This window comes from Burkholderia cepacia complex sp. TUM26381 (assembly GCF_057439935.1).
In genome coordinates this window covers 1,289,696-1,311,857 of record NZ_CM172006.1, presented here as the reverse complement: position 1 = coordinate 1,311,857, position 22,162 = coordinate 1,289,696, and the positions used below count along the sequence as shown (strand labels likewise).

Here is a 22,162-nt window from a genome sequence, read left to right as displayed (position 1 = left end):
CGGCCAGGTTTCACATCCCCGTCGCAAACGGATTCGACACGCGCGGCCAGTAGTTGAGATCACGATGCCGATAGTCCAGTCCGGCAAAATCCGTCGAGAGCGCACCTGGCGCAGCGATATGAAATACGGCCTTCGCGCGCGGCGCGAAATCGGTTTGAAAATGCTGCGTCGATTTCACGATCACCAGCTTCTTGCCGGCGAAGTCGATGCCAAGGCCAGTGAATGCGTCCACGCCCAGCACCTGGGTGCGAACCGATATCAGCGCGATGTCGAGCCCGTTGTCGGCCTCTACCCACACCGCGCGGCCAAGCGGCTGCTCGAGACCCATGATGCTTTGCGCATGATGCTCGACCACACCGCGCACGGTGACGCGCAGGTCCACCGGGTCCCCGGAGTACACACTGCATTTACCGCCGATGCGCAGAGTCAGCGTTGCCCCGACACCGGCGTCCTTGCAAATCTGAATGGCACCGAGATCCCAGAAGCACCCGATCGCGACATCGGCAATCCGTCGCTCGACCACGCGACGCAGGATGAACGTGCTGTCGCACGGCGCGCCACCGCCGGGATTGTCCGCGACATCCGCCAGCACGACCGGGCCGCCCTCGACGGCCAGCGCACGATCCAGTCCGGAATCGATATCGAGCCATGCGGGGGCGGTCGCGTCGCGCAGTTCCCAGAACTCGCGCGCCAGTTGCGCCGCCAGCGCCTCGGCCTTGACGGGATCGTTGTCCGTCACCACCCAGAGTTTCGCGCCGGCTTCCGGCACGTCGCCCCACGGGAACCCGTGGCCGAGCGACACCGACAGCACGCCGTCGTGTCCTTCGAGCGACTGCATGCGCCGGACGAACCCCGCCATCGGTTCGCTCGTCGTGTGCCAGGCGCCGACCATCCGGCAGTCGGACACGCCGATCGTCGGACGGATGCGTCCTGCCGCCATATCGAGCGCCAACCGGTAGGCGTCGCGCGCCCGGTCGATGGCGTCGATATGCGGATACTCCTTGTAAGCAATCAGGACATCTGCCGATGCCTTCATTCGTTGCGTGAAATGACAGTGCGGGTCGAGCGTGACCAGCACTGGAACGTCCGGTCCGACAACCGCGCGAACGCCGGCAAGCAGTTCACCCTCGCAATCGTCGTAACCCTCGGCCACCATCGCTCCGTGCAGCAGCAGGATCACGGCATCCAACGGCAACGCGGCCTTTACGCCACCGAGAATTTCGTCCCTCAGGGACTCGTAGACCGCACGAATCGTGCGGCCGGACGGCTGGGCTTCGGCACACAGACCTTCAACGATTTCATGGCCGTCACCCTCCGCGAGGCGCCGCACTTCCGCGAGCACGTGACCCATGCCGTCAGGCTCGCGCACACTCGCGTCGCCGTGAAAGACGGTGCTCTCTTCGAAGCCGCCCCAACCGGTGGGGCACGGTGCGAATGTATTGGTTTCGGTCGAAAGCTGGGCCGTATATAGCTTCATGGTGAAGTCTGCCGAACAGGATTGAAGGACGTGAAACGACTATAAGCACGCGCTGTTTCCGCTTTGTGAGCAATCTGTATCAAGCGTGAAACAGAGCTGCGCCGACGGCCGCCCCGGCCGCCCGCCCTATCGACGCGGCAACGTGACCTGTGCCACCAGCCCGCCTTCCGTCCCGTTGCGCAACACCAGTTCCCCGCCGTGACGTTTCACGACGTCGTTCGCGATGGCAAGGCCCAGCCCCGTCCCGCCCGTGTTCCTGTTGCGAGAACTTTCCACCCGGTAGAACGGCTCCAGGGCCCGCTCCAGTTGCGACTCCGGTATGCCCGGGCCGTGATCGGCTATCTGGATGCGCACACACGACGGTGCGTCGAACAGACGGATGTGCGCGTCCTCGCCGTATCGGATCGCATTGGCAACCAGATTCGTCAGGCAGCGTTTGAGGCCGAGCGGTTGAGCGGATATCGGCGGCACTTCGCCGCTGATCGTCACCTTTTGACCGTGTTCGGCCGCATCCTCCGCGATTGCATCGACCAGTGCATTGATGTCGACCGGACTGAACGCCTCGACCACTTCTTCATTGCGCAGAAACGACAGGGTCGCCTCCAGAAGCTGCGTCATCTCGTCGATGTCGTCTCTGAGCCGCTCACTCAATTCGGTATCCTGAGCGGATCGAAGACGCAGCTTCATGCGTGTCAGCGGGGTACGCAGATCGTGCGACACGGCGGCAAGAAAGCGGTTGCGCTCACTCATTTGCCGCCGCAGCGACGCCTGCATCGTGTTGAACACGCTGGCGGCCTGACGCGCCTCGACAGGGCCGATTTCCTCGATGGGCGGCGCATCGATATTCCTCGACAACTCGGCGGCCCCTACGGCCAGCGAGCGGAACGGAGCGGCCAGCATGCGCGCGCCGATCCATGACGAGATCAGTGCCGGCATGACCTGGATCATCACGGCGGCGCCCCACTGCAACGATGCGCTCATCCCGGGAGGCGGTTTGAACGGAGCGGTGCTGTAGAGCTTGAAGAGTAGCAGGCCGGCACTGATCTGCATCACGAGGATGATCGAGATCATCACGAAAAACAGGCGGTAGAAGGCTGAATCGAAGCGGGGTCTGTGCATGGTCCTGGCCGACAGCGAGCGATAGTTTCAATTATTACCGGTGAATGTAGGCGCCATGTGTGCCCTTTATTGCAAACCCGAAACAAGTCGTCGTCCCGGGTCCGCCCCGTCTGCCTGCCTGTCCGCTCTTCGCCCTCCCCGATCGTTTGTATCAGCGACGATACAAACGCCACATGAACCAGAAATAACCGGCACTTACCGTTCACCCTGAGTTGCGCGACGCGGCACCGCGTTCAGTAGATCGCAAAATCAGGAGGAGACAATGGTGAAGATGAAAAACCGGACGAAGCACACGGCGGTTTCGGCAACGCTACCGCTGCGGCACGGCGGGCGTTACGCCCCCCTCTTCGTCGGACCGGTATTCGGGCTGGTATCGTTGGGCGTCCACGCGCAGGAACAGGCGCAAACGCCCATGCAGACTCAACAGATCGCCGCGCCCGATGCGGCGTCCGCTGCGACGCCTGCCACTGCGTCCGGCACCGCGGTGCCGAATGCCCCTGCAGCCGAGATGTCGAAGGCGCAAGGCAAAGGTGGCGCGACGCTCAATACCGTCGTGGTTACCGCGACACGCCGACGTGAACCGGCTCGCGAAGTACCGATGCAGGTCAATGTGCTTTCGGCCGACGAACTGCAGAAGAGCGGCGCGAAAACGATGTCCGACTATCTGTCCTCGGAGCCGGGTGTCGACTTGAACGCCAGTGGCGGCAGCGGTTCCGGTCAGGTCAGTATCCGCGGCGTGACGACAGGCATTCAGACAGGGCCGACGGTCGGCATGTATATCGACGACGTCGCGTTCGGCGGCAGCACCTTGTTCTCCCAGAGTGCAACGTTCGCGCTCGACATGAGCCTGCTCGACCTCAATCACGTTGAAATCCTGCGGGGTCCGCAGGGCACGTTGTATGGCGCGGGTGCGATGGGCGGCCTGCTGAAATACGTGACCAACGAACCGGACTCGGGGCAATTTTCCGGGCAAGTCGGCACCGGCGTGTCGGGAACCGCGCATGGCGGCGTGAGCGGAACGGCCAACGCAGCGTTGAATATCCCGCTGAAGACCGACGTTGCTGCGCTGCGCGTTTCCGTCTTCGGGCAGCACGACGGCGGTTATGTCGACGCAATGGGCCCCGTGGCCGGCTCCCACATCGATCGCGGCGACACTTACGGTGCCCGCGCGTCGTTGCTACTGACGCCGACCAGGGATTTGACGGTCCGGTTGACCGCGGTCTCGCAAAACATCAACCGCAACGATCCGAACTACGTTGAATACGGCCCCGACGGGCAGCCTGTCCGCGGGGACCTGACAACGCAACAGTTCGCCCCGCAACCCTTTCACCAGAACATTCAACTCTATTCGGCCGGGGTGGAATACGAACTCGGCTGGGCGCGCCTGAACTCGATCACGTCGTATCAAAGAATCAACTCGAGCGCGCCGCAAGACCTGACCGGCGTCTATGGGCCGCTGTTTGCCGCCCAGGGGCTGAACCTGGGCTCGGTGGTGGCGAAGGATGTCGCCACCACGAACAAGGTTACCCAGGAGTTTCGCCTGACCTCCCCGGGCAACCGGCGGCTCGAGTGGCTGGCCGGACTCTTCTATACGCACGAGCGCAGCACGTTGAACGAGGGCTTTCTGACGACGTTGCCGGACGGCACGCCCGGCCCCAACCTGTCGGAGATCCAGGCGCCCAGCACGTACAACGAGTACGCGGCATACGGCGACCTGACTTATCACCTCACGCCGCGTCTTTCGCTGACCGGCGGCGTCCGGATCGCGCACAACACCCAGACCTATGACCAGACGACCTCCGGTACGCTTGCCGGCCCGACACAGACCGTCTCGGCGCCGTCGTCGGACACCAGCAAGACCTACATGTTCACCGCGCGCTATGCGCTGACTTCCAACAGCAATGCGTATGTCCGCATCGCCAGCGGATACCGGCCCGGTGGCCCGAATGCACTGCTGATCGATCCCCTCACCGGCGTACGCGCGGCGGGTAGCCCGACCTTCGCGCCCGACACGCTGTGGAGCTATGAGGCCGGCTACAAGGCCGATCTGTTCGACAAGCGGCTATCGCTGGAGACGTCTGTCTACGACATCGAGTGGAAGAATATCCAGCAGCTCGGCACCGTCGACGGCGTCAACCAGGTCATCAACGCCGGCAACGCGCGAATCAAGGGCCTGGAGTTCTCCGGCACGTTCCGCCCCGGCCCGCATTGGAACTTCAGTGCGAACCTGTCGCTCATCGACGCCAGCTTGACGACAGGCAATGCCAGCGCGGGTACGACTGCGGGCGCGCCATTGCCGAACTCGGCCAAGTTCGCCGCGACACTCTCGGGCACCTATCTGTTCACCGCACACGGGTATCCGTCGTATGCGGGTATTACCCAGCGCTTCGTCGGTCGGCGCCATAGCGGGTTCGACGCCAGCTCCGGCCGGCCGGACTACCCGTTGCCAGGCTATGCAATCACGGATCTGCAAGCGGGTGTGGACTTCAAGAAGTTCAGCCTGGCGTTCTATGTTCGCAACCTGCTCGACCGTCGCGCGTTGATCGCGGCCGGTACGTCGCTGATGCCGCTCGGCGGCCCGGCGCTCGTCAGCGTGATTCAGCCCCGCACGATCGGCGCGGCGCTTACCGTTCCGTTCTAATTCATATGGATAACTTACAATGAAACAAGAATCGCGCGACATCGTGAAGCAACTGGATGCCCTGTTCGAACGTTTCAACAAGTGCGACGAACCGGGCCTCGTCGTGGCCGTGGCCCATCGCGGCGAAGTCCTCTACCGGCGAGGCTTCGGCATGGCAAGCCTGGAGCACGGCGTCGCCAATACACCGGCCACACGCTTGCGCATCGGCTCGACGAGCAAGCACTTCACCTGCCTCGCCGCACTCCTGCTCGCCGAAGACGGCAAGCTCGACATCGACGCCGGAATTCGCACGTACGTGCCCGAGCTGCCGCCGCTGGCAGGCGTCCCCAGCTTGCGCCAACTGATGACGCATACCGGCGGCTACCGCTGCTATCTCGACCTCACGCTGCTCGCGCAAGGCGTGGCGACGCTGCCGCGCGGTGGCGCGCTGGCGGCGGAAGTCCGGCAACGCGACGTCAATTTCCCGCCGGGCGAACGGATGATCTACTGCAACGGCGGATATCACCTGCTGTCGCTCGCGATCGAACGGGTCAGCGGCATCCCCTTCGAGACGTTTCTGAAGGAACGCATCTTCAATGTGATCGGCATGGCCGATACGGAGTCGGTCGCCGATGATATGCAAATCCGCCCGCGCATGGCGACCCAGCATGTGCCGGATGGAAACGGCGGCTTCATGCGCGGCCTCTTTCCGACATGGGAAGTGCTCGGCGAAGGCGGGATCGTGTCGACGGTCGACGACATGCTGCTCTGGCTCGCGCATTTGCGCAGCCCCAAGCGTCTCGGCAGCGAAGCAAGCTGGCGCCAGATGCTGGCCAAACCGCACTATTCGAGCGGTGCGGAAGGCGTCTATGCCCTCGGGCTGATGCGCACGCCCCATCGCGGCGTGGAGCTGCTGCATCATGCCGGCGGTGTGTTCGGTGGCGCCTGTCAGATGTTGACCGTGGCCAGCCACGCACTGGATGTCATCGTGCTCACCAACGGCGCCGCGGCCAATCCGGTTGAACTGGCTACGCAGATCGTCGATATCGTTCTGGGCGATGCGATCCTTGGCGCGAAGCTTGCCGCGCCCCTGCAAACTGCCGGGCACGAAACCTTGCTCGGCAAGTACCACTCGCGCGCGTCCGGGACGTATTGCGTGATCGGCGATCACGACGGGCAGGTCATCGCGAGCTTCCATCACGTCAAGCAGATGCCCCAGCCGCTCATCGAGACGGAGGCCGGGTTGCGGGTTGACGACGGGGCCGGCGGCGCGCTGCTGATCAAACCTAGCGCGTCGACGGCAGCGGCACGCGTGACGGCGCTCGAATTGGTGGACTGCGGCCACGCGGAGACGCTCGAGCGCTTGCCCGATCACGCACCGCCATTCGCCGATGCGTCGGCAGGCCTGGCCGGTACGTATCGCAGTCACGATGCTGCGGCACGTGCGACGATCGCCGTGACGAACGGCGAACTCACCATGACCATGAACGGCGTCGCTGGCAGTGTCGGTTACCGGCTGGAGCCCGTCGCCGACGACATTTTCACGTTCGACCCGGCCGGTCGGCTGGCCGTCATGCACGGCGTCTTGACGGTGGAACGCTCGGGAAACGAGGTGACGCGCTTTCGCATCGACACGGCGCGCACGCGCAATCTGAACTTCATGCGCGAGCGGTGTGATTCATAGACATCGCGCCGCATCCCGGCGTGCCGTTTTCGTTGAACGGTGGGACTCGCGGCCCCGTCAGGAGGCGCAAGTTCCACCACGTGCCGGTAGTGTTCGCCGAGGGTGGTGCCGACGCGCCATTCGCGTTGCCGGCTCCGCTCCCTCGTTTCGCCGCAAGCCATCCCCACCTCGTCCGCAAGAGACGTGATTTCGCGCGGCTCCGCAGTACGATCGACAGGCGTCTTGCCATCGAGTGCGCGATGAAGGCCCAGGCCAGCGCGTCGCGCTGCACACCTGTGAGTTCCGCACTCCCCCGACCTACACCGGGTAATCGATGCCATGCGCAACCCCGTGCGCAATGCTGGGGGAGCTTGGAGAAAGCGTTGTGCGGAAACCGGAAGGCACAGCCCGCCGATAGTTGTTGAATCCTTGATGGACAAGGATCTCGACGCTCGATGTCGATGCGCGTGGATAGTCGTGGTGCCGGGGACCGGACTTGAACCGGCAAGCCAGTTAAGGCGGCGGATTTTCGTCACACTGCTTCTTTCAAAGCCGGCGTCGCGTAAGCGTAACCGTTCGTGCGCTGGACTATGCCTTCACCGTCGCGCGCGGGCGTGACCGCTGCCCGTGCGCCTTAGGCGCCCCCCGTCTAGTCTCTACACCTTCCTCGCGTGTGCCGCGAGGCTTGGCTCGGCGTTGCCTCGATGCGCGCATCAGGGGTTTCACCGAATTTGAAGGGTTCTGCACCGACCGTTTCCGACCGGGCACTCAATCGTTTAAGTCCGCTATGTTTACCAATTTCATCACCCCGGCAAGAGGGCGGACGCGATTCTACCATTGCTTGCGCATGCGTTCCCTTATTCTGCGCCGCCGCATCGCGACACCGGCCGCCGTCGCACGGATTCCGCCCGCGGATTCGACACCGATACGACACCGCCAGCGATTTCCTCCCGCGCCGCACCATCCCCGATACAATCGAGTCCGCGTCGTCCGGCGGCCCCAACCGTCAGACGTTTGTGTCGTGCTTTTTGCGAAACAAGCGTCGCGTGCGTCATCGCGAAGTCACAAACGTTTTCGATAATTTTCCAGCCGAAAACGTTTACATCGCGTTATTTCATGACCTCGACCATCAAGGATGTCGCTGCCCTCGCGGGCTTCTCGATCGCCACCGTTTCACGTGCGATCAATGCACCGCATACCGTCAGCCCCGCCACGCTGCAAACGATCCGCACCGCGATCGACACGCTGCAGTTCCGCCCGAGCCCGCTCGGCCGCCAACTGCGCGGCGAGCGTACGCGGCTCGTCGGCGTCGTCGTGCCGACGCTGTCGAACCCGGTGTTCGCCGACTGCCTGCAAGGCATCGACGAGCTCGCGACCGCGGCCGGCTTCAAGCTGATCCTGATGACGACCGAGTACGACGCGGCGCGCGAACGCCACGCGATCGAGACGCTGCGCGAGCAGCGCGTCGAAGGGCTGATCCTCACCGTCGCCGATGCGGATACGCACCCGCTGCTCGACATGCTCGACCACGACGGCCCGCACTACGTGCTGATGCACAACGACACGCAGCGCCGTCCGTCGGTATCGGTCGACAACCGCCGTGCCGCCTACGACGGCGTACGGCTGCTGACCGCGCGCGGTCACCGTCGCGTGCTGATGCTGGCCGGCTCGCTCGCCGCGTCGGACCGCGCGCGCCAGCGCCATCTCGGCTATGCGCAGGCACTCGAGGAAAGCGGCGTGGCCACGCTGCCGCCGGTCGAAGTCGACTTCAACGCACCTGAACTGCCCGACGCGGTGCTCGCGCATCTCACCGCACATGCAACGCGCCCGACCGCCCTCTTCTGCAGCAACGACCTGCTCGCGATGGTCGTGATGCGCGGCCTGCGCCGCGCGGGTTTCTCGATCCCGGACGACCTGTCGGTGCTCGGCTTCGACGGCATCGCGATCGGCGAACTGCTCGCGCCGCCGCTCGCGAGCGTCGCGACACCGAACCGCGACATCGGCCGCCACGCATGGCAGCGTCTCGTCGAATGCATCGGCGGAACGGCGATCGAACGCACGTCGATGATCCTGCCGCATGCGGTGCGCGACGGCGCGACGGTCGCGCCGCCGGCCGCCGAGCTGCACCTGCGCGAGGCCTGAACGCCGGTCGCACCGCTACGCACACGAACAACCACGCCACCACACCAGCGCTACACCCACTCGCTCGGAGACCCACCGTGTCCTTTCGCCTGACCTCGCTGCTGCGCGCGCTCGCCGCGCCGCTCGCCTGCGCCGCGCTCATCGCCGGCGCACCCGCCGCCCACGCCGACGAAACGGCGATCTGCTACAACTGCCCGCCCGAATGGGCCGACTGGGCCGCGCAGATCGCCGCGATCAAGCAGAAGACCGGCATCCGCGTGCCGTTCGACAACAAGAACTCCGGCCAGTCGATCGCGCAACTGATCGCCGAGCAGAAGAGCCCGGTCGCCGACGTCGTCTACCTCGGCGTGTCGTCGGCGTTCCAGGCGAAGGACAAGGGCGTGATCGCGCCGTACAAGCCCGCGCACTGGAACGACATTCCCGCGAACCTGAAGGATCCGCAAGGCTACTGGTTCGCGATCCACTCGGGCACGCTCGGCTTCTTCGTGAACAAGGACGCACTCGACGGCAAGCCGGTGCCGCGCTCGTGGGCCGATCTGCTGAAGCCCGAATACAAGGGCATGGTCGGCTATCTCGATCCGTCGAGCGCGTTCGTCGGCTATGCCGGCGCGGTCGCCGTCAACCAGGCGCTCGGCGGCAGCCTCGACAACTTCAAGCCGGCGCTCGACTGGTTCCGCAAGCTGAAGACAAATGCGCCGATCGTGCCGAAGCAAACGGCGTATGCGCGCGTGTTGTCCGGCGAGATTCCGATCCTGCTCGACTACGACTTCGATGCGTATCGCGCGAAATACAAGGACAACGCGAACGTCGAGTTCGTGATTCCGAAGGAAGGCACGATCGCCGTGCCATACGTGATGAGCCTCGTGAAGGGTGCGCCGCACGACGCGAACGGCAAGAAGGTGCTCGACTTCGTGCTGTCCGACGAAGGCCAGAAGCTGTGGGCCAACGCGTACCTGCGTCCGGTGCGCGCGCAGACGCTCGGCGCCGACATCGCCGCGAAGTTCCTGCCGGCAAGCGAATACGCGCGGGCGAAGTCGGTCGACTTCGGCAAGATGGCGGCCGGCCAGCAGGCATTCGGCCAGCAATACCTGCAAGTGATGCAGTAAGCGGCAGGACGCAACCGATGCTCGACCTGACTTTCCCGCTGCGCTGGCGCGTCGCGCTCGTCGCGCCGGCGCTTGCGGTGTTCGCCGCATTCTGGCTGCTGCCGATGGCGGCGCTCGTGCAGGTATCCGCCGACGGCGCGTTCTTTCCGCACTATGCGGCGCTGCTCGGCAATGCGCGCTACATGAAGAGTCTCGGCGAGACGGTCGCGCTGTCAGCGGGCGTCACGCTCGCGACGCTCGCGCTGTCGACGATCTCCGGCCTGCTTCTCGCGCGCCGCGAGTTCGCAGGCAAGCGCGTGCTGCTCGCGCTGCTCACGTTTCCGCTCGCGTTTCCGGGCGTCGTCGTCGGCTTCATGGTGATCATGCTCGCCGGGCGCCAGGGGCTGATCGGGATGCTGTCGGCGAAACTCACCGGCGACAAGTGGGTCTTCGCGTACTCGGTTGCGGGCCTGTTCATCGGCTACCTGTACTTCTCGATTCCGCGCGTGATCGTCACCGTGATCGCGGCCGCGTCGAAGCTCGACGCGTCGCTCGAGGAAGCCGCCCGTTCGCTCGGCGCCTCGCCGTGGCGCATCTTCATCGATATCGTGCTGCCCGCGCTCGCGCCGGGCCTGATCGCGGCCGGCGCGATCTGCTTCGCGACCGCGATGGGCGCATTCGGCACCGCGTTCACGCTCGCCACCGACCTGAACGTGCTGCCGATGACGATCTATACCGAGTTCACGCTGAACGCGAACATCGCGACGGCGGCCGGCCTGTCGATCGTGCTCGGCATCGTCACCTGGGCCGTGCTCGCGCTCGCGCGCCGCTTCACCGGCCACACCGCCGCCGCCGCGGCCTGAGGATTCCCGCATGCCATCGCTTTCCGGCTCTTCCGCGCCGTCACCGGCGCCCGCTCCCGCCCCCGCGCAGGCACACGGCGCCGCACGTCGCGCGCCGCGCGTCACGGGCGCGCGCGCGATCGCCGCGCTGCAATGGGGCGTCACGCTGCTGCTGTGCGCGTTCCTGATCGTGCCCGTCGTGATGTCCGTGCTCGCGGGCCTGACCGTCAACTACTTCCGCGGCGTGTCGAGCGGCCTCACGCTGCGCTGGCTCGAACAGGTGTGGCAGCAGTATCACGGCTCGGTCGCGCTGTCGCTCTACGTCGCGTTCGCGACGCTCGCGATCGTGCTCGTCACCGGCGTGCCGGCCGGCTATGCGCTCGCGCGCAGCAAAAGCCGCGTCGCGCGTGCGATCGAGGAAGCGCTCGTGCTGCCGGTCGCGCTGCCCGGCCTCGCTTCGGCGCTCGCGCTGCTGGTCGTGTACGGCGGCTTCACCGCGTTCCGGATGAGCCTGTGGTTCATCGTCGTCGGCCACGTCGTGTTCACGCTGCCGTTCATGGTGCGCGCGGTCGCAGCCGTCGCGGCCGGCGCCGACCTGCGCACGCTCGAGGAAGGCGCGGCGAGCCTCGGCGCATCGTTCGTCACGCGCTTCGTCACGATCGTGCTGCCGAACCTGCGGCCCGGCATCGTCGCCGGTGCGCTCGCCGTGCTCACGCTGTCGATCGGCGAATTCAACCTCACGTGGATGCTGCATACGCCCGACACCAAGACGCTGCCGGTCGGGCTCGCCGATACCTACGCTTCGCTACGCCTCGAAGTCGGCAGCGCCTACACGATCCTGTTCCTGCTGATGACGCTGCCGCTGCTCGTCGCAATGCAGTGGCTCGGCGTCGACCCGTCCGGCACGCGCGCGCTCAAGAAGCGCTCGCGCTGAACTTTTCGCAGACATGAAACTCGATTCCACCCCCATCACCCTGACCGGCTGCGCGAAGACGTTCCGCGGCACACGCGTGCTCGAACCGCTCGACCTGTCGATCGGCGCCGGGGAAACGCTCGTGCTGCTCGGGCCGTCGGGCTGCGGCAAGACGACCACGCTGCGCCTGATCGCGGGCCTCGACACGCCGGATGCCGGCGGTACGATCGCGTTCGGCAACGACGACGTCACCGCGCTGCCGATCGAGCGCCGGCAGGTCGGCATGGTGTTCCAGAACTACGCGCTGTTTCCGAACCTGACGGTGCGCGGCAACGTCGGATACGGGCTGAAGATCCGCAAGACCGAGCCACGCGCGTTGCGCGAACGCGTCGACGAGCTGCTCGCAATGATGCGGCTCGATGCGCATGCGGACAAACCGGTCGATCAGTTGTCGGGCGGCCAGCGTCAGCGTGTCGCGCTGGCGCGCGCGCTCGCGGTGCGCCCGCGCGTGCTGCTGCTCGACGAACCGCTGACCGCGCTCGACGCAAAGCTGCGCGACGTGCTGCGCCGCGAGATGAACGCGCTGCTGCGCGAACTCGGCGTGACGACCGTCTACGTGACGCACGACCAGGCCGAAGCGATGGAGCTCGGCGATCGCATCGTCGTGATGGGTGCGGGCCGCATCGAGCAGATCGGCACGCCGCGCGACATCTACTACCACCCGGCGAACCGCACGGTCGCGCAGTTCATCGGCACGCTGAACCGGCTGGCGGGACAGTGGCGCAATGGCGCGCTCGAAACGACGGGCGGCGCGATCGTCACGCCGCATGCGGCCGACGAATGGTTCTTCCGCCCCGAGGACGCACAGCTCGCCGATCCCGCGCATGCGCCGCTGCGCGGCGCGGTCGGCGCATGCGCATTCCTCGGCGAACGCACGCGGCTCACGATCGAGCATGCGGCACCCGATGCACTCGTGATCGACGTGCCCGGCCGCGTCGCGCTCGCGCGCGGCACGGCGGTCGGCCTCACGATCGCCCCGGAAGGCCTGATCGCGCTCGGCGCGTAATCCGTCGTTCGGGCATCATTCATGCAGACCCCACCGCGGCGCACGACGACGCCGCGACAACAACCAGACAATTCCGAGGAACGACGATGCTGCTTGCTCAAATCAGCGATCTCCACATCAAGCGTCCGGGCCAGCTCGCGTACCGGCGCGTCGACACGGCGGCCGCGCTCGCGCGCTGCATCGCGAAGCTGAACGCGCTCGCGCCGCGTCCCGACGCCGTGCTCGTCACGGGCGACCTGACCGACTTCGGCCACGATGAAGAGTACGGCAACCTGCGCGGGCTGCTCGAGGCGCTCGAGATCCCGTACTACCTGATGATCGGCAATCACGACGACCGTGCCGGGCTGCGCCGCGCGTTTGCCGAGCGCGCCGAGCTGCAGAACGGCGAATTCATCCAGTACGCGCTCGACGTCGGCGCGGTGCGCGTCCTCGCGCTCGACTCCCAGGTGCCGGGCGCAAGCCACGGCGACCTGTGCGACGCACGGCTCGCGTGGCTCGCCGCGCAGCTCGACGCCGCGCGCGACCGGCCCGTGATCGTCGCGCTGCATCATCCGCCGTTCGTGACGGGCATCGGCCATATGGACAAGCTGCGTCTCGCGCCCGCCGCCGCCGAGAAACTCGATGCGCTGCTGCGCGGGCATCCGAACGTCGAGCGCGTACTGTGCGGTCACGTGCACCGCACGATGTTCGCGCGCTTCGGCGGCACGCTCGCGTCGGCGGTGCCTTCGCCTGCGCACCAGGTCGCGTTCGACCTGCGGACCGACGCGCCGTCCGCATTCCGGCTCGAACCGCCGGCGTTCGCGGTTCATCGTTACACCCCCGATACGGGGATGACGTCGCATCACGTATATGTCGATGAAGGCGCCGGCCCGTATCCGTTCTACGAACCGACGGGCGAGCTGGTCGACTGACGGCTTGCGGCTTGCGGCTTGCGGCTTGCGGCTCGCGGCTCGCGGCTCGCGGCTTGCGGCTTGCGGCTTGCGGCTTGCGACTTGCGACTTGCGGCTTGCGGCTTGCGGCTTGCGGCACGCGGCAGGCGGCAGGCGGCACGCGGCTCGCGGCTCGCGGCTTGCGACTTGCAACTTGCGACTTGCGGCTCGCGGCTCGCGGCTCGCGGCTCACACGATGACGGGCGGTGGCCGGTTCGCCGCACGCCCGGCAGGATTCACGTCGCTCCGGTATGATCGGCAGCCTCGACCGGCGCCCGGCCCGCCTGCGCCTCCCGGCGCGTGCGCCGCTTGCCACGCCGTCCCACTTCGTCCGCGCAGCCATGTCCACCGCCTCCACCGACCGTCCGACCGACGCCGCCTCGCCCCACTACTCGCGCAGCCTGTTGTTGCTGCTCGCGACGATCGCAGGCGTGTCGGTCGCGAACATCTACTACAACCAGCCGCTGCTCGACAGCTTCCGCGCGGCCTTTCCCGACGGCGCATCATGGATCGGCGCGGTACCGACCGCGACGCAGCTCGGCTATGCGGCCGGCATGTTCCTGCTCGCGCCGCTCGGCGACCGCTTCGATCGCCGCGGGCTGATCCTGCTGCAGATCGCCGGCCTGTCGGTCGCGCTGATTGTGGCGGCCACCGCGCCGTCGCTTGCCGTGCTCGCCTGCGCGAGCCTCGCGATCGGCATCCTCGCGACCATCGCGCAGCAGGCCGTGCCGTTCGCCGCCGAAATCGCGCCGCCTGCCGAACGCGGGCATGCGGTCGGCACCGTGATGAGCGGCCTGCTGCTCGGCATCCTGCTCGCACGCACGGCCGCCGGCTTCGTCGCCGAGTATTTCGGCTGGCGCGCGGTGTTCGGCGCATCCGTCGCGGCGCTCGTCGCGCTCGCCGCCGTGATCGTGATGCGGCTGCCGCGCAGCACGCCCACGTCGACGCTGCCGTACGGCAAGCTGCTTGGCTCAATGTGGCACCTGGCCGTCGAACTGCGCGGGCTGCGCGAGGCGTCGCTGACGGGGGCCGCGCTGTTCGCCGCGTTCAGCGCGTTCTGGCCGGTGCTCACGCTGCTGCTCGCCGGTGCGCCGTTCCATCTCGGTCCGCAGGCAGCCGGCCTGTTCGGGATCGTCGGTGCGGCGGGCGCGCTCGCGGCGCCATACGCGGGCCGCTTCGCGGACACGCGCGGCCCGCGCGCGATCATCTCGCTCGCGATCGCGCTGCTCGCGCTGTCGTTCGTGATCTTTGCGTTGTCGGGTTCGAGCATCGTCGGGCTCGTGATCGGCGTGATCGTGCTGGATGTCGGCGTGCAGGCCGCGCAGATTTCGAACCAGTCGCGCATCTACGCGCTGAAGCCCGAGGCGCGCAGCCGCGTGAACACGGTGTACATGGTGTGCTATTTCATCGGCGGCGCGCTCGGCTCGTCGGCCGGTGTCGCCGCATGGCATGCGTTCGGCTGGATCGGCATGTGCGCGGCCGGGCTGCTGTTTACCGCGCTCGCGGGCTGGTTCCACCATCGCGGCGGCCGGCGCGGCTGAGCGCGTCCGGCCACGGCGGCGTCACGCGTCGGTGCGCGACGCGGCCGGTTGTTCGACGGGCGGCGGCGCAAAGGCCGGTGCCGGGTCGATCACCGCAGCGGGATCCATCACGGCCGCCGGCGTCGGCACCGCCAGCGGAACGGCGGACGGCGCGAGGATCGGCGCCGCTTCGGGAATCGCAATCTGCTCGGGTGCGGACGCAACGTCCGCCGTCTGCGCCGGCTCGGCCGCCACTGCCGCCGCACGCGCCGCCGGTCGACGCGCCGGATCGAATACGAACGACAATCCGACGCTGCCGAGAATCGCGACGGTCGCGACCACGGTCGCCATCGTCACCGGCTCGCCGAGCAGCAGCGCACCGAGCGCAACCGCGACGATCGGGTTCACGTACATGCAGCTGCTCGCGATGATCGGGCTCGTGTGGCGGATCAGATAGCCGTACGCGACATACGCGGCCATCGTGCAGAACACCATCAGGTACAGGAACGCGAATACCGGCCCCGCCATCACGTGTTCGATGCGTTCGCCGATCAGCCAGGCGACGAGCGTCGACATCAGGCCGCCGAGGCCGATCTGGAGCGATGTCGACAGGAACAGGTCCGACGGCAGCTTGAGCCGCGTCGCGAGGTGCGCGCCGCCTGCCCAGAACAGCGCGCCGGCCAGCACGCAGATCGTGCCGAGCGCCGAATTCTGGGCGGCCGCGCCCCCCGAGTTCAGCACGACGATACCGACCATCCCGAGCGCGACGGCCGCCCACTCGCCCTTCGTCACCGGCCGGCCGGCCACCGCCGCGATCACCGTCGCGAACAGCGGCACCGTGGCCACCATCACCGCGGCCGAGCCACTGCTGACCGAGCTGATCCCGAGCGCGATCGTGCCGGACGACAGCGCGACGAGCATCGTGCCGACGATCCCCGCGTTGCGGATCTCCAGCAGCGTCGGCCATTCGGGCTTGCGGCGCAGCGCGAAGATGAACAGGCCGATCCCGCCGAGCAGGTTGCGCAGCCCCGACAGCAACAGCGGCGGGAACGACTGCAGCGCGAAATGCAGGCCGCTGTAGGTCGAACCCCAGACGAAATAGATGAACACGAGCGCCAGCGCGACGCGGCCGCCGCGGCTTTGCGGCAGGCGGATCCGGAACGAAAAGCGGGCGAAGAAATCGAGGAGGCGGTCGAGCGGGGTCATCGTGCAACCCGCCCGCACGTCGCGCCACGTGCTCCGCTGAGAGACGCCGGCGATGCCGGCAAACGGTCCTGGCGGGACCGGGAAGGCAGAGCGAACGTGCGGAACGACATGGCAGTGCGAACGGCGACGAAAGAGAACCGGCAAGCGGCGGCAGAGGGACAAAAAAAATGCGCGCAACCGCTTCGGCTGCACACGCTCGGCATTATGGCATCAAGGATTCGAAAGCATCGTCAGACCTGTCTGAAAGGATAGCGACTGACGTTTCGGCGCGACATTTTTCGGCCGGCGGGCTTTCGGTCGGCGGGCCGGTGAAATCCGGGGCCGGATTCACAATGCGCGCGCGTTGCCGGCGTCGGTGCAGCTTCCACACGCAATCCATCGCAATCCGCCCCGACCGAACCAACCATCGGCCGGACGGCCAATCAAGCGCGCCGGCCGCTGCTTCGCGCTTATCGTGACGGGCGACACGCCCTGTTCTAGCGGTCCACAGCCGCCCTTCGAAACCCGTACCACCCATACAAAATTTTGTATGATTCAACGCTCCTTCCGCCGAAGCCGGTTGTTTTCGTCGGCAGCGCACCTGACGATCGTCGTGGCTTTCCGCTGCCCGCGCGGCGCGACACCGGCCACCAGATCGACCAGGTACAGCGCGGCCTTGCGCCCGACGACTGGAAGCCGATGCGCGCCATCGGCGCCGGCGTGCGGGAAATTCGCCTGCGCGATGCGAGCGGCGCGTTCCGGATCGTCTACGTCGCGACATTCGCCGATGCCGTCTACGTGCTTCACTGCTTCCGGAAACAATCGGCACGCACGAGCAAACCCGATATCGGCCTGGCCGCCCGGCGTTATCGCACGCCGATGATGGAGTTGAAACGATGACCGATGAACGCTACACCAACGTCTGGGACGCAATCGAAGGCCAGCCGGCCGAAGCCGAGAACATGAAGCTGCGCTCCGAACTGATGATCGCGCTCAAGCAGCGCATCGCGCAGCTCGAGCTCAGCCAGGTCCAGGCAGCGCAACGGCTGGGTGTCACGCAGCCGCGCGTCTCCGACCTGCTGCGCGGCAAGATCAACCTGTTCGGGCTCGACGCGCTCGTGAACATGGCGGCGGCCGTGGGCCTGCGCGTCGATCTCCAGGTGCGCGAATCGGCGTGACGCGTGAGCGCGTCACGCGCGCCGCTTACGATCCGCCGAACCAGTTGTACCCCTGATCGACCCAGTAGCCGCCCGGATACGTATCGGTCACGAAGATTTCCATGATGTGCTTCGGGTTCTTGTAGCCGAGCTTGGTCGGCATCCGCAGCTTCATCGGGAAGCCGAATTCCGGCGGCAACCGGCGGCCGTCGTACTCGAGCGCGAGCAGCGTCTGCGGATGCAGCGCGGTCGGCATGTCGATGCTCTCGTAGTAATCGTCCGCGCACTTGAAGCCGACGTATTTCGCCCGCGTGTCGGCGCCGGCACGCGCGAGGAACGCGCCGAACGGCGTGCCGCCCCAGCGGCCGATCGCACTCCACCCTTCCACGCAGATATGCCGCGTGATCTGTTCCGCATGCGGCAGCGCGCGCAGTTCGTCGAGCGTCCACACGCGCTTGCCCGTTACGCGGCCGGACAGCACGAGGCGGTACGTCGACTCGTCGACGTGCGGCACGTCGTCGATCCCGTAGTACGCGTTGAACGGGAACGGGCGCGTGATGTCGGCTTCGGTGTAGGTCGGCGCGAGCCGGTCGGAACTGAACAGCCAGGCCTGCACGCGATCGTTCATGCGCGACACTTTCTCGAGGAACGTGTTGACCGACGCGTCGTCCTGCAGCGTGCAGCCGGTCAGCATCGCGAGGCCGCCGAGCGTCAGCACGCGCCGGTTGAAGAGGCGCCGAGACGGCATCTCGAGCTCGCGGCGCACATCGAGTTCGAGCGACTTCCGGTCGAGCGTCCAGCGCGGCTCGCCGCGCCTGTTTTCGGATTCCGACATGATGATTTCCTTCGCTCGCGGCTTGCGGGTCAGCGGCCGCGCAGCATCGCGAGCAACGAGCGCGGCACCAGCAGCGCCATCGCGACATGAACGACAAAGAATGCGACGAGCAGCGACATCGCCCAGAAATGCACGACGCGCGCGTTGTCGTAGCCGCCGAACAGTTCGCGCAGCAACGGGAATTGCACGGACTTCCAGATCGTGAGTCCCGACAGCACCAGCACGACGAGATCGACGATCGCGGTCAGGTACGCGGCACGCTGCACCGCGTTGTAGACGCTCAGGTCGTTGTGCGACAACCGCCCGCCCAGCGCGGCGCGCACGTCGCGCCACACGGACGCCGGCGTGACGGGCAGCATCTTGCGCGCGAAGCGCCCCGTCGCGATCGACATCGCGAGGTAGAACAGCCCGTTGACGACCAGCAGCCACATCGCCGCGAAATGCCATTGCAGCGCACCGCCGAGCCAGCCGCCGATCGTGATGCCATGCGCGAACGTGAATGACGGATAGATCGGCGACGCGTCGTAGATGCGCCAGCCGGACAGCGCCATCAGGATCGCCGCGAGCGCGTTGAGCCAGTGGCTCACGCGCACCCACGGCGGATGGATCGGGCGTGCCGGTGGCGTCGCAGGCGCGCGATCCGTTGCAGGAACGGTTTGCATGATGAAGACTCCGGGGTGATGCGACGGGACGCGATGCGCGCGTGCAGCCGGCTGGCCGCGCCCCGCACGCATCCGTCAGTTCGACGGGCTCATTGCGTCCTTCTTCATCGCGTCGCCCTTCGACATCGCGTCGTGGCCCATCGCGTCTTTCTTCATCGCGTCTTTCTTCATCGCGTGCTTCTTCATGCCGTCCTTCTTCATCGCGCCATCCTTCGCCATCGCGTCGTGGCCCATCGCGTCCTTCGACATCGACGTGCCGTCCTTCGACATCGCATCGTTCTGCGCATAGGCGCCCGTTGCGAACGTGGCAAGAGCGGCGACGCAAGCGGCAATCAGTACGTTTTTCATGACATCTCTCCGAAACATGGGTTTGAGGAGCCGAATAGACGGACGACGTCGCGGGAAATGACAGCCGCTCTGAAAATATTTTTTATGCAGGCCGGACAACCCGTCATGCTGCACCGCTCGGCCGCCGCCGACCGGGCTGCCGGACCGATCGGCAAAGGCATGTGCTGCGGTGCACCCGGCCTGCCGCGCCGCCCGCCATGTTGCGGCTGCACCGGGATAACCACTCTACGCCCGGTTGAAACCGCCGCAAACCCGGTGTATCGTGTGCCCTTGCTAACGCGGGGGTCCTGCAATGCGTTCGGTCAAACAACCGGCATTGCGGGTGAGAAATACCCTTTGAACCTGATCTGGATAATGCCAGCGCAGGGAAGCGTACGGATTTCGCCGCCTTCCTTCTGACGAAATCCGCCGCCTCACCAAGCCTCGTCTCCTGCTTAGCTCGAGCCCCACATACGTCAAGGGCTCCGGGCAAGCGCCGACGCGCCTGTCCGGCGCTCACACAGGAGATTGCATGAACGCCAATCCGAAGTTTCTGTCCGCCGACGCTCACGTCGACGCCGCCGCTGTCGCGCCGCTGCCGAATTCGCGCAAGGTTTATGTCACCGGCTCGCAGCCCGACATCCGCGTGCCGATGCGCGAAATCACGCAGGCAGACACGCCGACCGGCTTCGGCGGCGAAAAGAATCCGCCGATCTACGTGTACGACACGTCGGGCCCCTACACCGATCCGGAAGCCAAGATCGACATCCGCGCGGGCCTGCCCGCGCTGCGTCAGGGCTGGATCGAAGCGCGCGGCGACACCGAAGTGCTCTCCGGCCTGTCGAGCCGCTACGGCCTCGAACGCGCGGCCGACCCGGCCACCGCCGACCTGCGTTTCCCGGGCCTGCACCGCAACCCGCGCCGCGCGCAGGCCGGCAGGAACGTCACGCAGATGCACTACGCGCGCCAGGGCATCATCACGCCGGAAATGGAATACATCGCGATCCGCGAGAACCAGCGCCGCGCCGAATACCTCGAGAGCCTGAAGTCGAGCGGCCCGAACGGCGCGAAGCTCGCCGCGATGATGGGCCGCCAGCACCCGGGCCAGGCGTTCGGCGCCGCGGCCTTCGGCGCAAACGCGCTGGCCGAGATCACGCCCGAATTCGTGCGCGACGAAATCGCGCGCGGCCGCGCGATCATCCCCGCGAACATCAACCACCCGGAATCCGAGCCGATGATCATCGGCCGCAACTTCCTCGTGAAGATCAACGCGAACATCGGCAACTCCGCCGTCACGTCGTCGATCGGCGAGGAAGTCGACAAGATGACGTGGGCGATCCGCTGGGGCGGCGACACGGTGATGGATCTGTCGACCGGCAAGCACATCCATGAAACGCGCGAGTGGATCATCCGCAACAGCCCGGTGCCGATCGGCACGGTGCCGATCTACCAGGCGCTGGAAAAGGTCAACGGCAAGGCCGAGGACCTGACCTGGGAGATCTTCCGCGACACGCTGATCGAGCAGGCCGAGCAAGGCGTCGACTACTTCACGATCCATGCGGGCGTGCGCCTGCAGTACGTGCCGCTCACCGCGAACCGGATGACCGGCATCGTGTCGCGCGGCGGCTCGATCATGGCGAAGTGGTGCCTCGCGCATCACAAGGAAAGCTTCCTGTACGAACACTTCGAAGAGATCTGCGAGATCATGAAGGCGTACGACGTGAGCTTCTCGCTCGGCGACGGCCTGCGTCCCGGCTCGATCTACGACGCGAACGACGAAGCGCAGCTCGGCGAACTGAAGACGCTCGGCGAACTCACGCAGATCGCGTGGAAGCACGACGTGCAGGTGATGATCGAAGGCCCCGGCCACGTGCCGATGCAGTTGATCAAGGAGAACATGGATCTCCAGCTCGACTGGTGCAAGGAAGCGCCGTTCTACACGCTCGGGCCGCTGACGACCGACATCGCGCCGGGCTACGACCACATCACGTCGGGCATCGGCGCCGCGATGATCGGCTGGTTCGGCACCGCGATGCTGTGCTACGTGACGCCGAAGGAGCACCTCGGCCTGCCGAACAAGGACGACGTGAAGGAAGGCATCATCACGTACAAGCTGGCCGCGCACGCCGCCGACCTCGCGAAGGGTCACCCGGGCGCGCAGGTTCGCGACAACGCGCTGTCGAAGGCACGCTTCGAGTTCCGCTGGGAAGACCAGTTCAACATCGGTCTCGATCCGGACAAGGCGCGCGAATTCCACGACGAGACGCTGCCGAAGGATTCGGCGAAGGTCGCGCACTTCTGCTCGATGTGCGGCCCGCACTTCTGCTCGATGAAGATCACGCAGGACGTGCGCGAGTTCGCGGCGCAGCAAGGCGTGTCGGAAACCGAAGCGCTGAAGAAGGGGATGGAAGTGAAGGCGGTCGAGTTCGTGAAGACCGGCGCCGAGATCTATCACCGTCAGTAAGCACCCGCGGCGATCCGCACCGGAATCGCCTCGCGATGCACGAAGCCCGCTTTCGAGCGGGCTTTTTTGCGCATGTCGTGTGCCTGCCGATGCACGGGAAACAATTGATTACGAAACCGCGCGAGCCTTAACAAGTCCTTACAGCAGCCCCGCCAG

Annotated in this window: 18 protein-coding genes and 1 riboswitch; of the genes, 12 read left to right on the top strand and 6 right to left on the bottom strand. The window is 66.3% G+C overall.

Annotated features, from left to right (window positions below; all coding sequences use genetic code 11):
• Nucleotides 1-10 precede the first annotated feature (10 nt).
• Together ACWMMN_RS06240 and ACWMMN_RS06235 are read right to left on the bottom strand one after the other, a co-directional pair.
• Nucleotides 11-1,477: a M81 family metallopeptidase gene (locus tag ACWMMN_RS06240; protein WP_486423101.1), complete on the bottom strand. Its 1,467-nt coding sequence runs from the start codon at nt 1,475-1,477 to the stop codon at nt 11-13.
• Nucleotides 1,478-1,603: 126 nt separating this feature from the next.
• Nucleotides 1,604-2,596: an ATP-binding protein gene (locus ACWMMN_RS06235; protein WP_059235160.1), complete on the bottom strand. Its 993-nt coding sequence runs from the start codon at nt 2,594-2,596 to the stop codon at nt 1,604-1,606.
• Nucleotides 2,597-2,858: 262 nt separating this feature from the next.
• Here ACWMMN_RS06235 and ACWMMN_RS06230 point away from each other — a divergent pair, with 262 nt between their 5' ends.
• The 9 genes from ACWMMN_RS06230 (at nt 2,859) to ACWMMN_RS06190 (ending at nt 15,397) form a co-directional block, all read left to right on the top strand.
• Nucleotides 2,859-5,237: a TonB-dependent receptor gene (locus ACWMMN_RS06230; protein ID WP_059235162.1), complete on the top strand. Its 2,379-nt coding sequence runs from the start codon at nt 2,859-2,861 to the stop codon at nt 5,235-5,237.
• A 19-nt stretch (nt 5,238-5,256) separates the two neighbouring features.
• Entirely contained in the window at nt 5,257-6,900 is a 1,644-nt protein-coding gene (locus ACWMMN_RS06225; protein WP_256085751.1) for a serine hydrolase domain-containing protein, read from the top strand.
• A gap of 1,095 nt (nt 6,901-7,995) precedes the next feature.
• Nucleotides 7,996-9,021, top strand: coding sequence for a LacI family DNA-binding transcriptional regulator (locus tag ACWMMN_RS06220; RefSeq protein WP_059235187.1), 1,026 nt, complete (start codon nt 7,996-7,998; stop codon nt 9,019-9,021).
• A gap of 77 nt (nt 9,022-9,098) precedes the next feature.
• Nucleotides 9,099-10,127: an ABC transporter substrate-binding protein gene (locus ACWMMN_RS06215; protein WP_423759626.1), complete on the top strand. Its 1,029-nt coding sequence runs from the start codon at nt 9,099-9,101 to the stop codon at nt 10,125-10,127.
• A 17-nt stretch (nt 10,128-10,144) separates the two neighbouring features.
• The gene (locus ACWMMN_RS06210; protein ID WP_059235192.1) at nt 10,145-10,969 is read left to right on the top strand and encodes an ABC transporter permease; all 825 of its coding nucleotides are present in this window, start codon (nt 10,145-10,147) and stop codon (nt 10,967-10,969) included.
• Nucleotides 10,970-10,979: 10 nt separating this feature from the next.
• Nucleotides 10,980-11,882, top strand: a complete 903-nt coding sequence (locus tag ACWMMN_RS06205) for an ABC transporter permease (protein WP_486423100.1) — start codon at nt 10,980-10,982, stop codon at nt 11,880-11,882.
• 13 nt (nt 11,883-11,895) lie between these two features.
• Entirely contained in the window at nt 11,896-12,927 is a 1,032-nt protein-coding gene (locus ACWMMN_RS06200) for an ABC transporter ATP-binding protein (RefSeq protein ID WP_059235196.1), read from the top strand.
• A gap of 86 nt (nt 12,928-13,013) precedes the next feature.
• Nucleotides 13,014-13,838 carry a phosphodiesterase gene (locus ACWMMN_RS06195; RefSeq protein ID WP_486423099.1) on the top strand — a complete coding sequence of 275 codons (825 nt, stop codon included), beginning with the start codon at nt 13,014-13,016 and terminating at the stop codon, nt 13,836-13,838.
• A gap of 359 nt (nt 13,839-14,197) precedes the next feature.
• A complete protein-coding gene (locus ACWMMN_RS06190; protein WP_486423098.1) occupies nt 14,198-15,397 on the top strand; it encodes an MFS transporter in 1,200 nt (399 codons plus the stop codon).
• A 21-nt stretch (nt 15,398-15,418) separates the two neighbouring features.
• Here the strand turns inward: ACWMMN_RS06190 and ACWMMN_RS06185 are convergent, their stop codons facing one another.
• Nucleotides 15,419-16,582 carry an EamA family transporter gene (locus tag ACWMMN_RS06185; protein ID WP_340623939.1) on the bottom strand — a complete coding sequence of 388 codons (1,164 nt, stop codon included), beginning with the start codon at nt 16,580-16,582 and terminating at the stop codon, nt 15,419-15,421.
• Between the two features lie 525 nt (nt 16,583-17,107).
• Here ACWMMN_RS06185 and ACWMMN_RS06180 point away from each other — a divergent pair.
• Both ACWMMN_RS06180 and ACWMMN_RS06175 read left to right on the top strand, forming a co-directional pair.
• Nucleotides 17,108-17,461 (top strand): type II toxin-antitoxin system RelE/ParE family toxin, encoded by a 354-nt coding sequence (locus ACWMMN_RS06180; protein WP_486423097.1) that lies wholly within the window; start codon nt 17,108-17,110, stop codon nt 17,459-17,461.
• Nucleotides 17,458-17,739, top strand: a complete 282-nt coding sequence (locus ACWMMN_RS06175; RefSeq protein ID WP_486423096.1) for a helix-turn-helix domain-containing protein — start codon at nt 17,458-17,460, stop codon at nt 17,737-17,739. The genes ACWMMN_RS06180 and ACWMMN_RS06175 overlap by 4 nt, the downstream gene beginning before the upstream one ends.
• Before the next feature lie 25 nt (nt 17,740-17,764).
• Here ACWMMN_RS06175 and ACWMMN_RS06170 read toward each other — a convergent pair whose 3' ends face one another.
• From ACWMMN_RS06170 to ACWMMN_RS06160, 3 genes are all read right to left on the bottom strand, one after another.
• On the bottom strand, nt 17,765-18,553 hold the full coding sequence (locus tag ACWMMN_RS06170) for a molybdopterin-dependent oxidoreductase (protein WP_059235206.1): 789 nt from the start codon (nt 18,551-18,553) through the stop codon (nt 17,765-17,767).
• Nucleotides 18,554-18,582: 29 nt separating this feature from the next.
• Nucleotides 18,583-19,215, bottom strand: a complete 633-nt coding sequence (locus tag ACWMMN_RS06165; protein ID WP_059235208.1) for a cytochrome b/b6 domain-containing protein — start codon at nt 19,213-19,215, stop codon at nt 18,583-18,585.
• 75 nt (nt 19,216-19,290) lie between these two features.
• Nucleotides 19,291-19,563 carry a pentapeptide MXKDX repeat protein gene (locus ACWMMN_RS06160; RefSeq protein ID WP_059235209.1) on the bottom strand — a complete coding sequence of 91 codons (273 nt, stop codon included), beginning with the start codon at nt 19,561-19,563 and terminating at the stop codon, nt 19,291-19,293.
• Nucleotides 19,564-19,833: 270 nt separating this feature from the next.
• Nucleotides 19,834-19,950: riboswitch (TPP riboswitch) on the top strand.
• Nucleotides 19,951-20,074: 124 nt separating this feature from the next.
• Here ACWMMN_RS06160 and thiC point away from each other — a divergent pair.
• Nucleotides 20,075-22,006 (top strand): phosphomethylpyrimidine synthase ThiC, encoded by a 1,932-nt coding sequence (gene thiC / locus ACWMMN_RS06155; protein WP_059235212.1) that lies wholly within the window; start codon nt 20,075-20,077, stop codon nt 22,004-22,006.
• Nucleotides 22,007-22,162: the final 156 nt, after the last annotated feature.

Bases quoted from the DNA above. Each gene is read 5' to 3' on its own strand.
- ACWMMN_RS06225 (WP_256085751.1), top strand. From the start codon at position 5,257: ATGAAACAAGAATCGCGCGACATCGTGAAGCAACTGGATGCCCTGTTC.
- ACWMMN_RS06160 (WP_059235209.1), bottom strand. From the start codon at position 19,563: ATGAAAAACGTACTGATTGCCGCTTGCGTCGCCGCTCTTGCCACGTTC.
- thiC (WP_059235212.1), top strand. From the start codon at position 20,075: ATGAACGCCAATCCGAAGTTTCTGTCCGCCGACGCTCACGTCGACGCC.
- ACWMMN_RS06210 (WP_059235192.1), top strand. From the start codon at position 10,145: ATGCTCGACCTGACTTTCCCGCTGCGCTGGCGCGTCGCGCTCGTCGCG.
- ACWMMN_RS06220 (WP_059235187.1), top strand. From the start codon at position 7,996: ATGACCTCGACCATCAAGGATGTCGCTGCCCTCGCGGGCTTCTCGATC.
- ACWMMN_RS06170 (WP_059235206.1), bottom strand. From the start codon at position 18,553: ATGTCGGAATCCGAAAACAGGCGCGGCGAGCCGCGCTGGACGCTCGAC.
- ACWMMN_RS06200 (WP_059235196.1), top strand. From the start codon at position 11,896: ATGAAACTCGATTCCACCCCCATCACCCTGACCGGCTGCGCGAAGACG.
- ACWMMN_RS06240 (WP_486423101.1), bottom strand. From the start codon at position 1,477: ATGAAGCTATATACGGCCCAGCTTTCGACCGAAACCAATACATTCGCA.
- ACWMMN_RS06175 (WP_486423096.1), top strand. From the start codon at position 17,458: ATGACCGATGAACGCTACACCAACGTCTGGGACGCAATCGAAGGCCAG.
- ACWMMN_RS06190 (WP_486423098.1), top strand. From the start codon at position 14,198: ATGTCCACCGCCTCCACCGACCGTCCGACCGACGCCGCCTCGCCCCAC.
- ACWMMN_RS06195 (WP_486423099.1), top strand. From the start codon at position 13,014: ATGCTGCTTGCTCAAATCAGCGATCTCCACATCAAGCGTCCGGGCCAG.
- ACWMMN_RS06235 (WP_059235160.1), bottom strand. From the start codon at position 2,596: ATGCACAGACCCCGCTTCGATTCAGCCTTCTACCGCCTGTTTTTCGTG.
- ACWMMN_RS06205 (WP_486423100.1), top strand. From the start codon at position 10,980: ATGCCATCGCTTTCCGGCTCTTCCGCGCCGTCACCGGCGCCCGCTCCC.
- ACWMMN_RS06165 (WP_059235208.1), bottom strand. From the start codon at position 19,215: ATGCAAACCGTTCCTGCAACGGATCGCGCGCCTGCGACGCCACCGGCA.
- ACWMMN_RS06185 (WP_340623939.1), bottom strand. From the start codon at position 16,582: ATGACCCCGCTCGACCGCCTCCTCGATTTCTTCGCCCGCTTTTCGTTC.
- ACWMMN_RS06230 (WP_059235162.1), top strand. From the start codon at position 2,859: ATGGTGAAGATGAAAAACCGGACGAAGCACACGGCGGTTTCGGCAACG.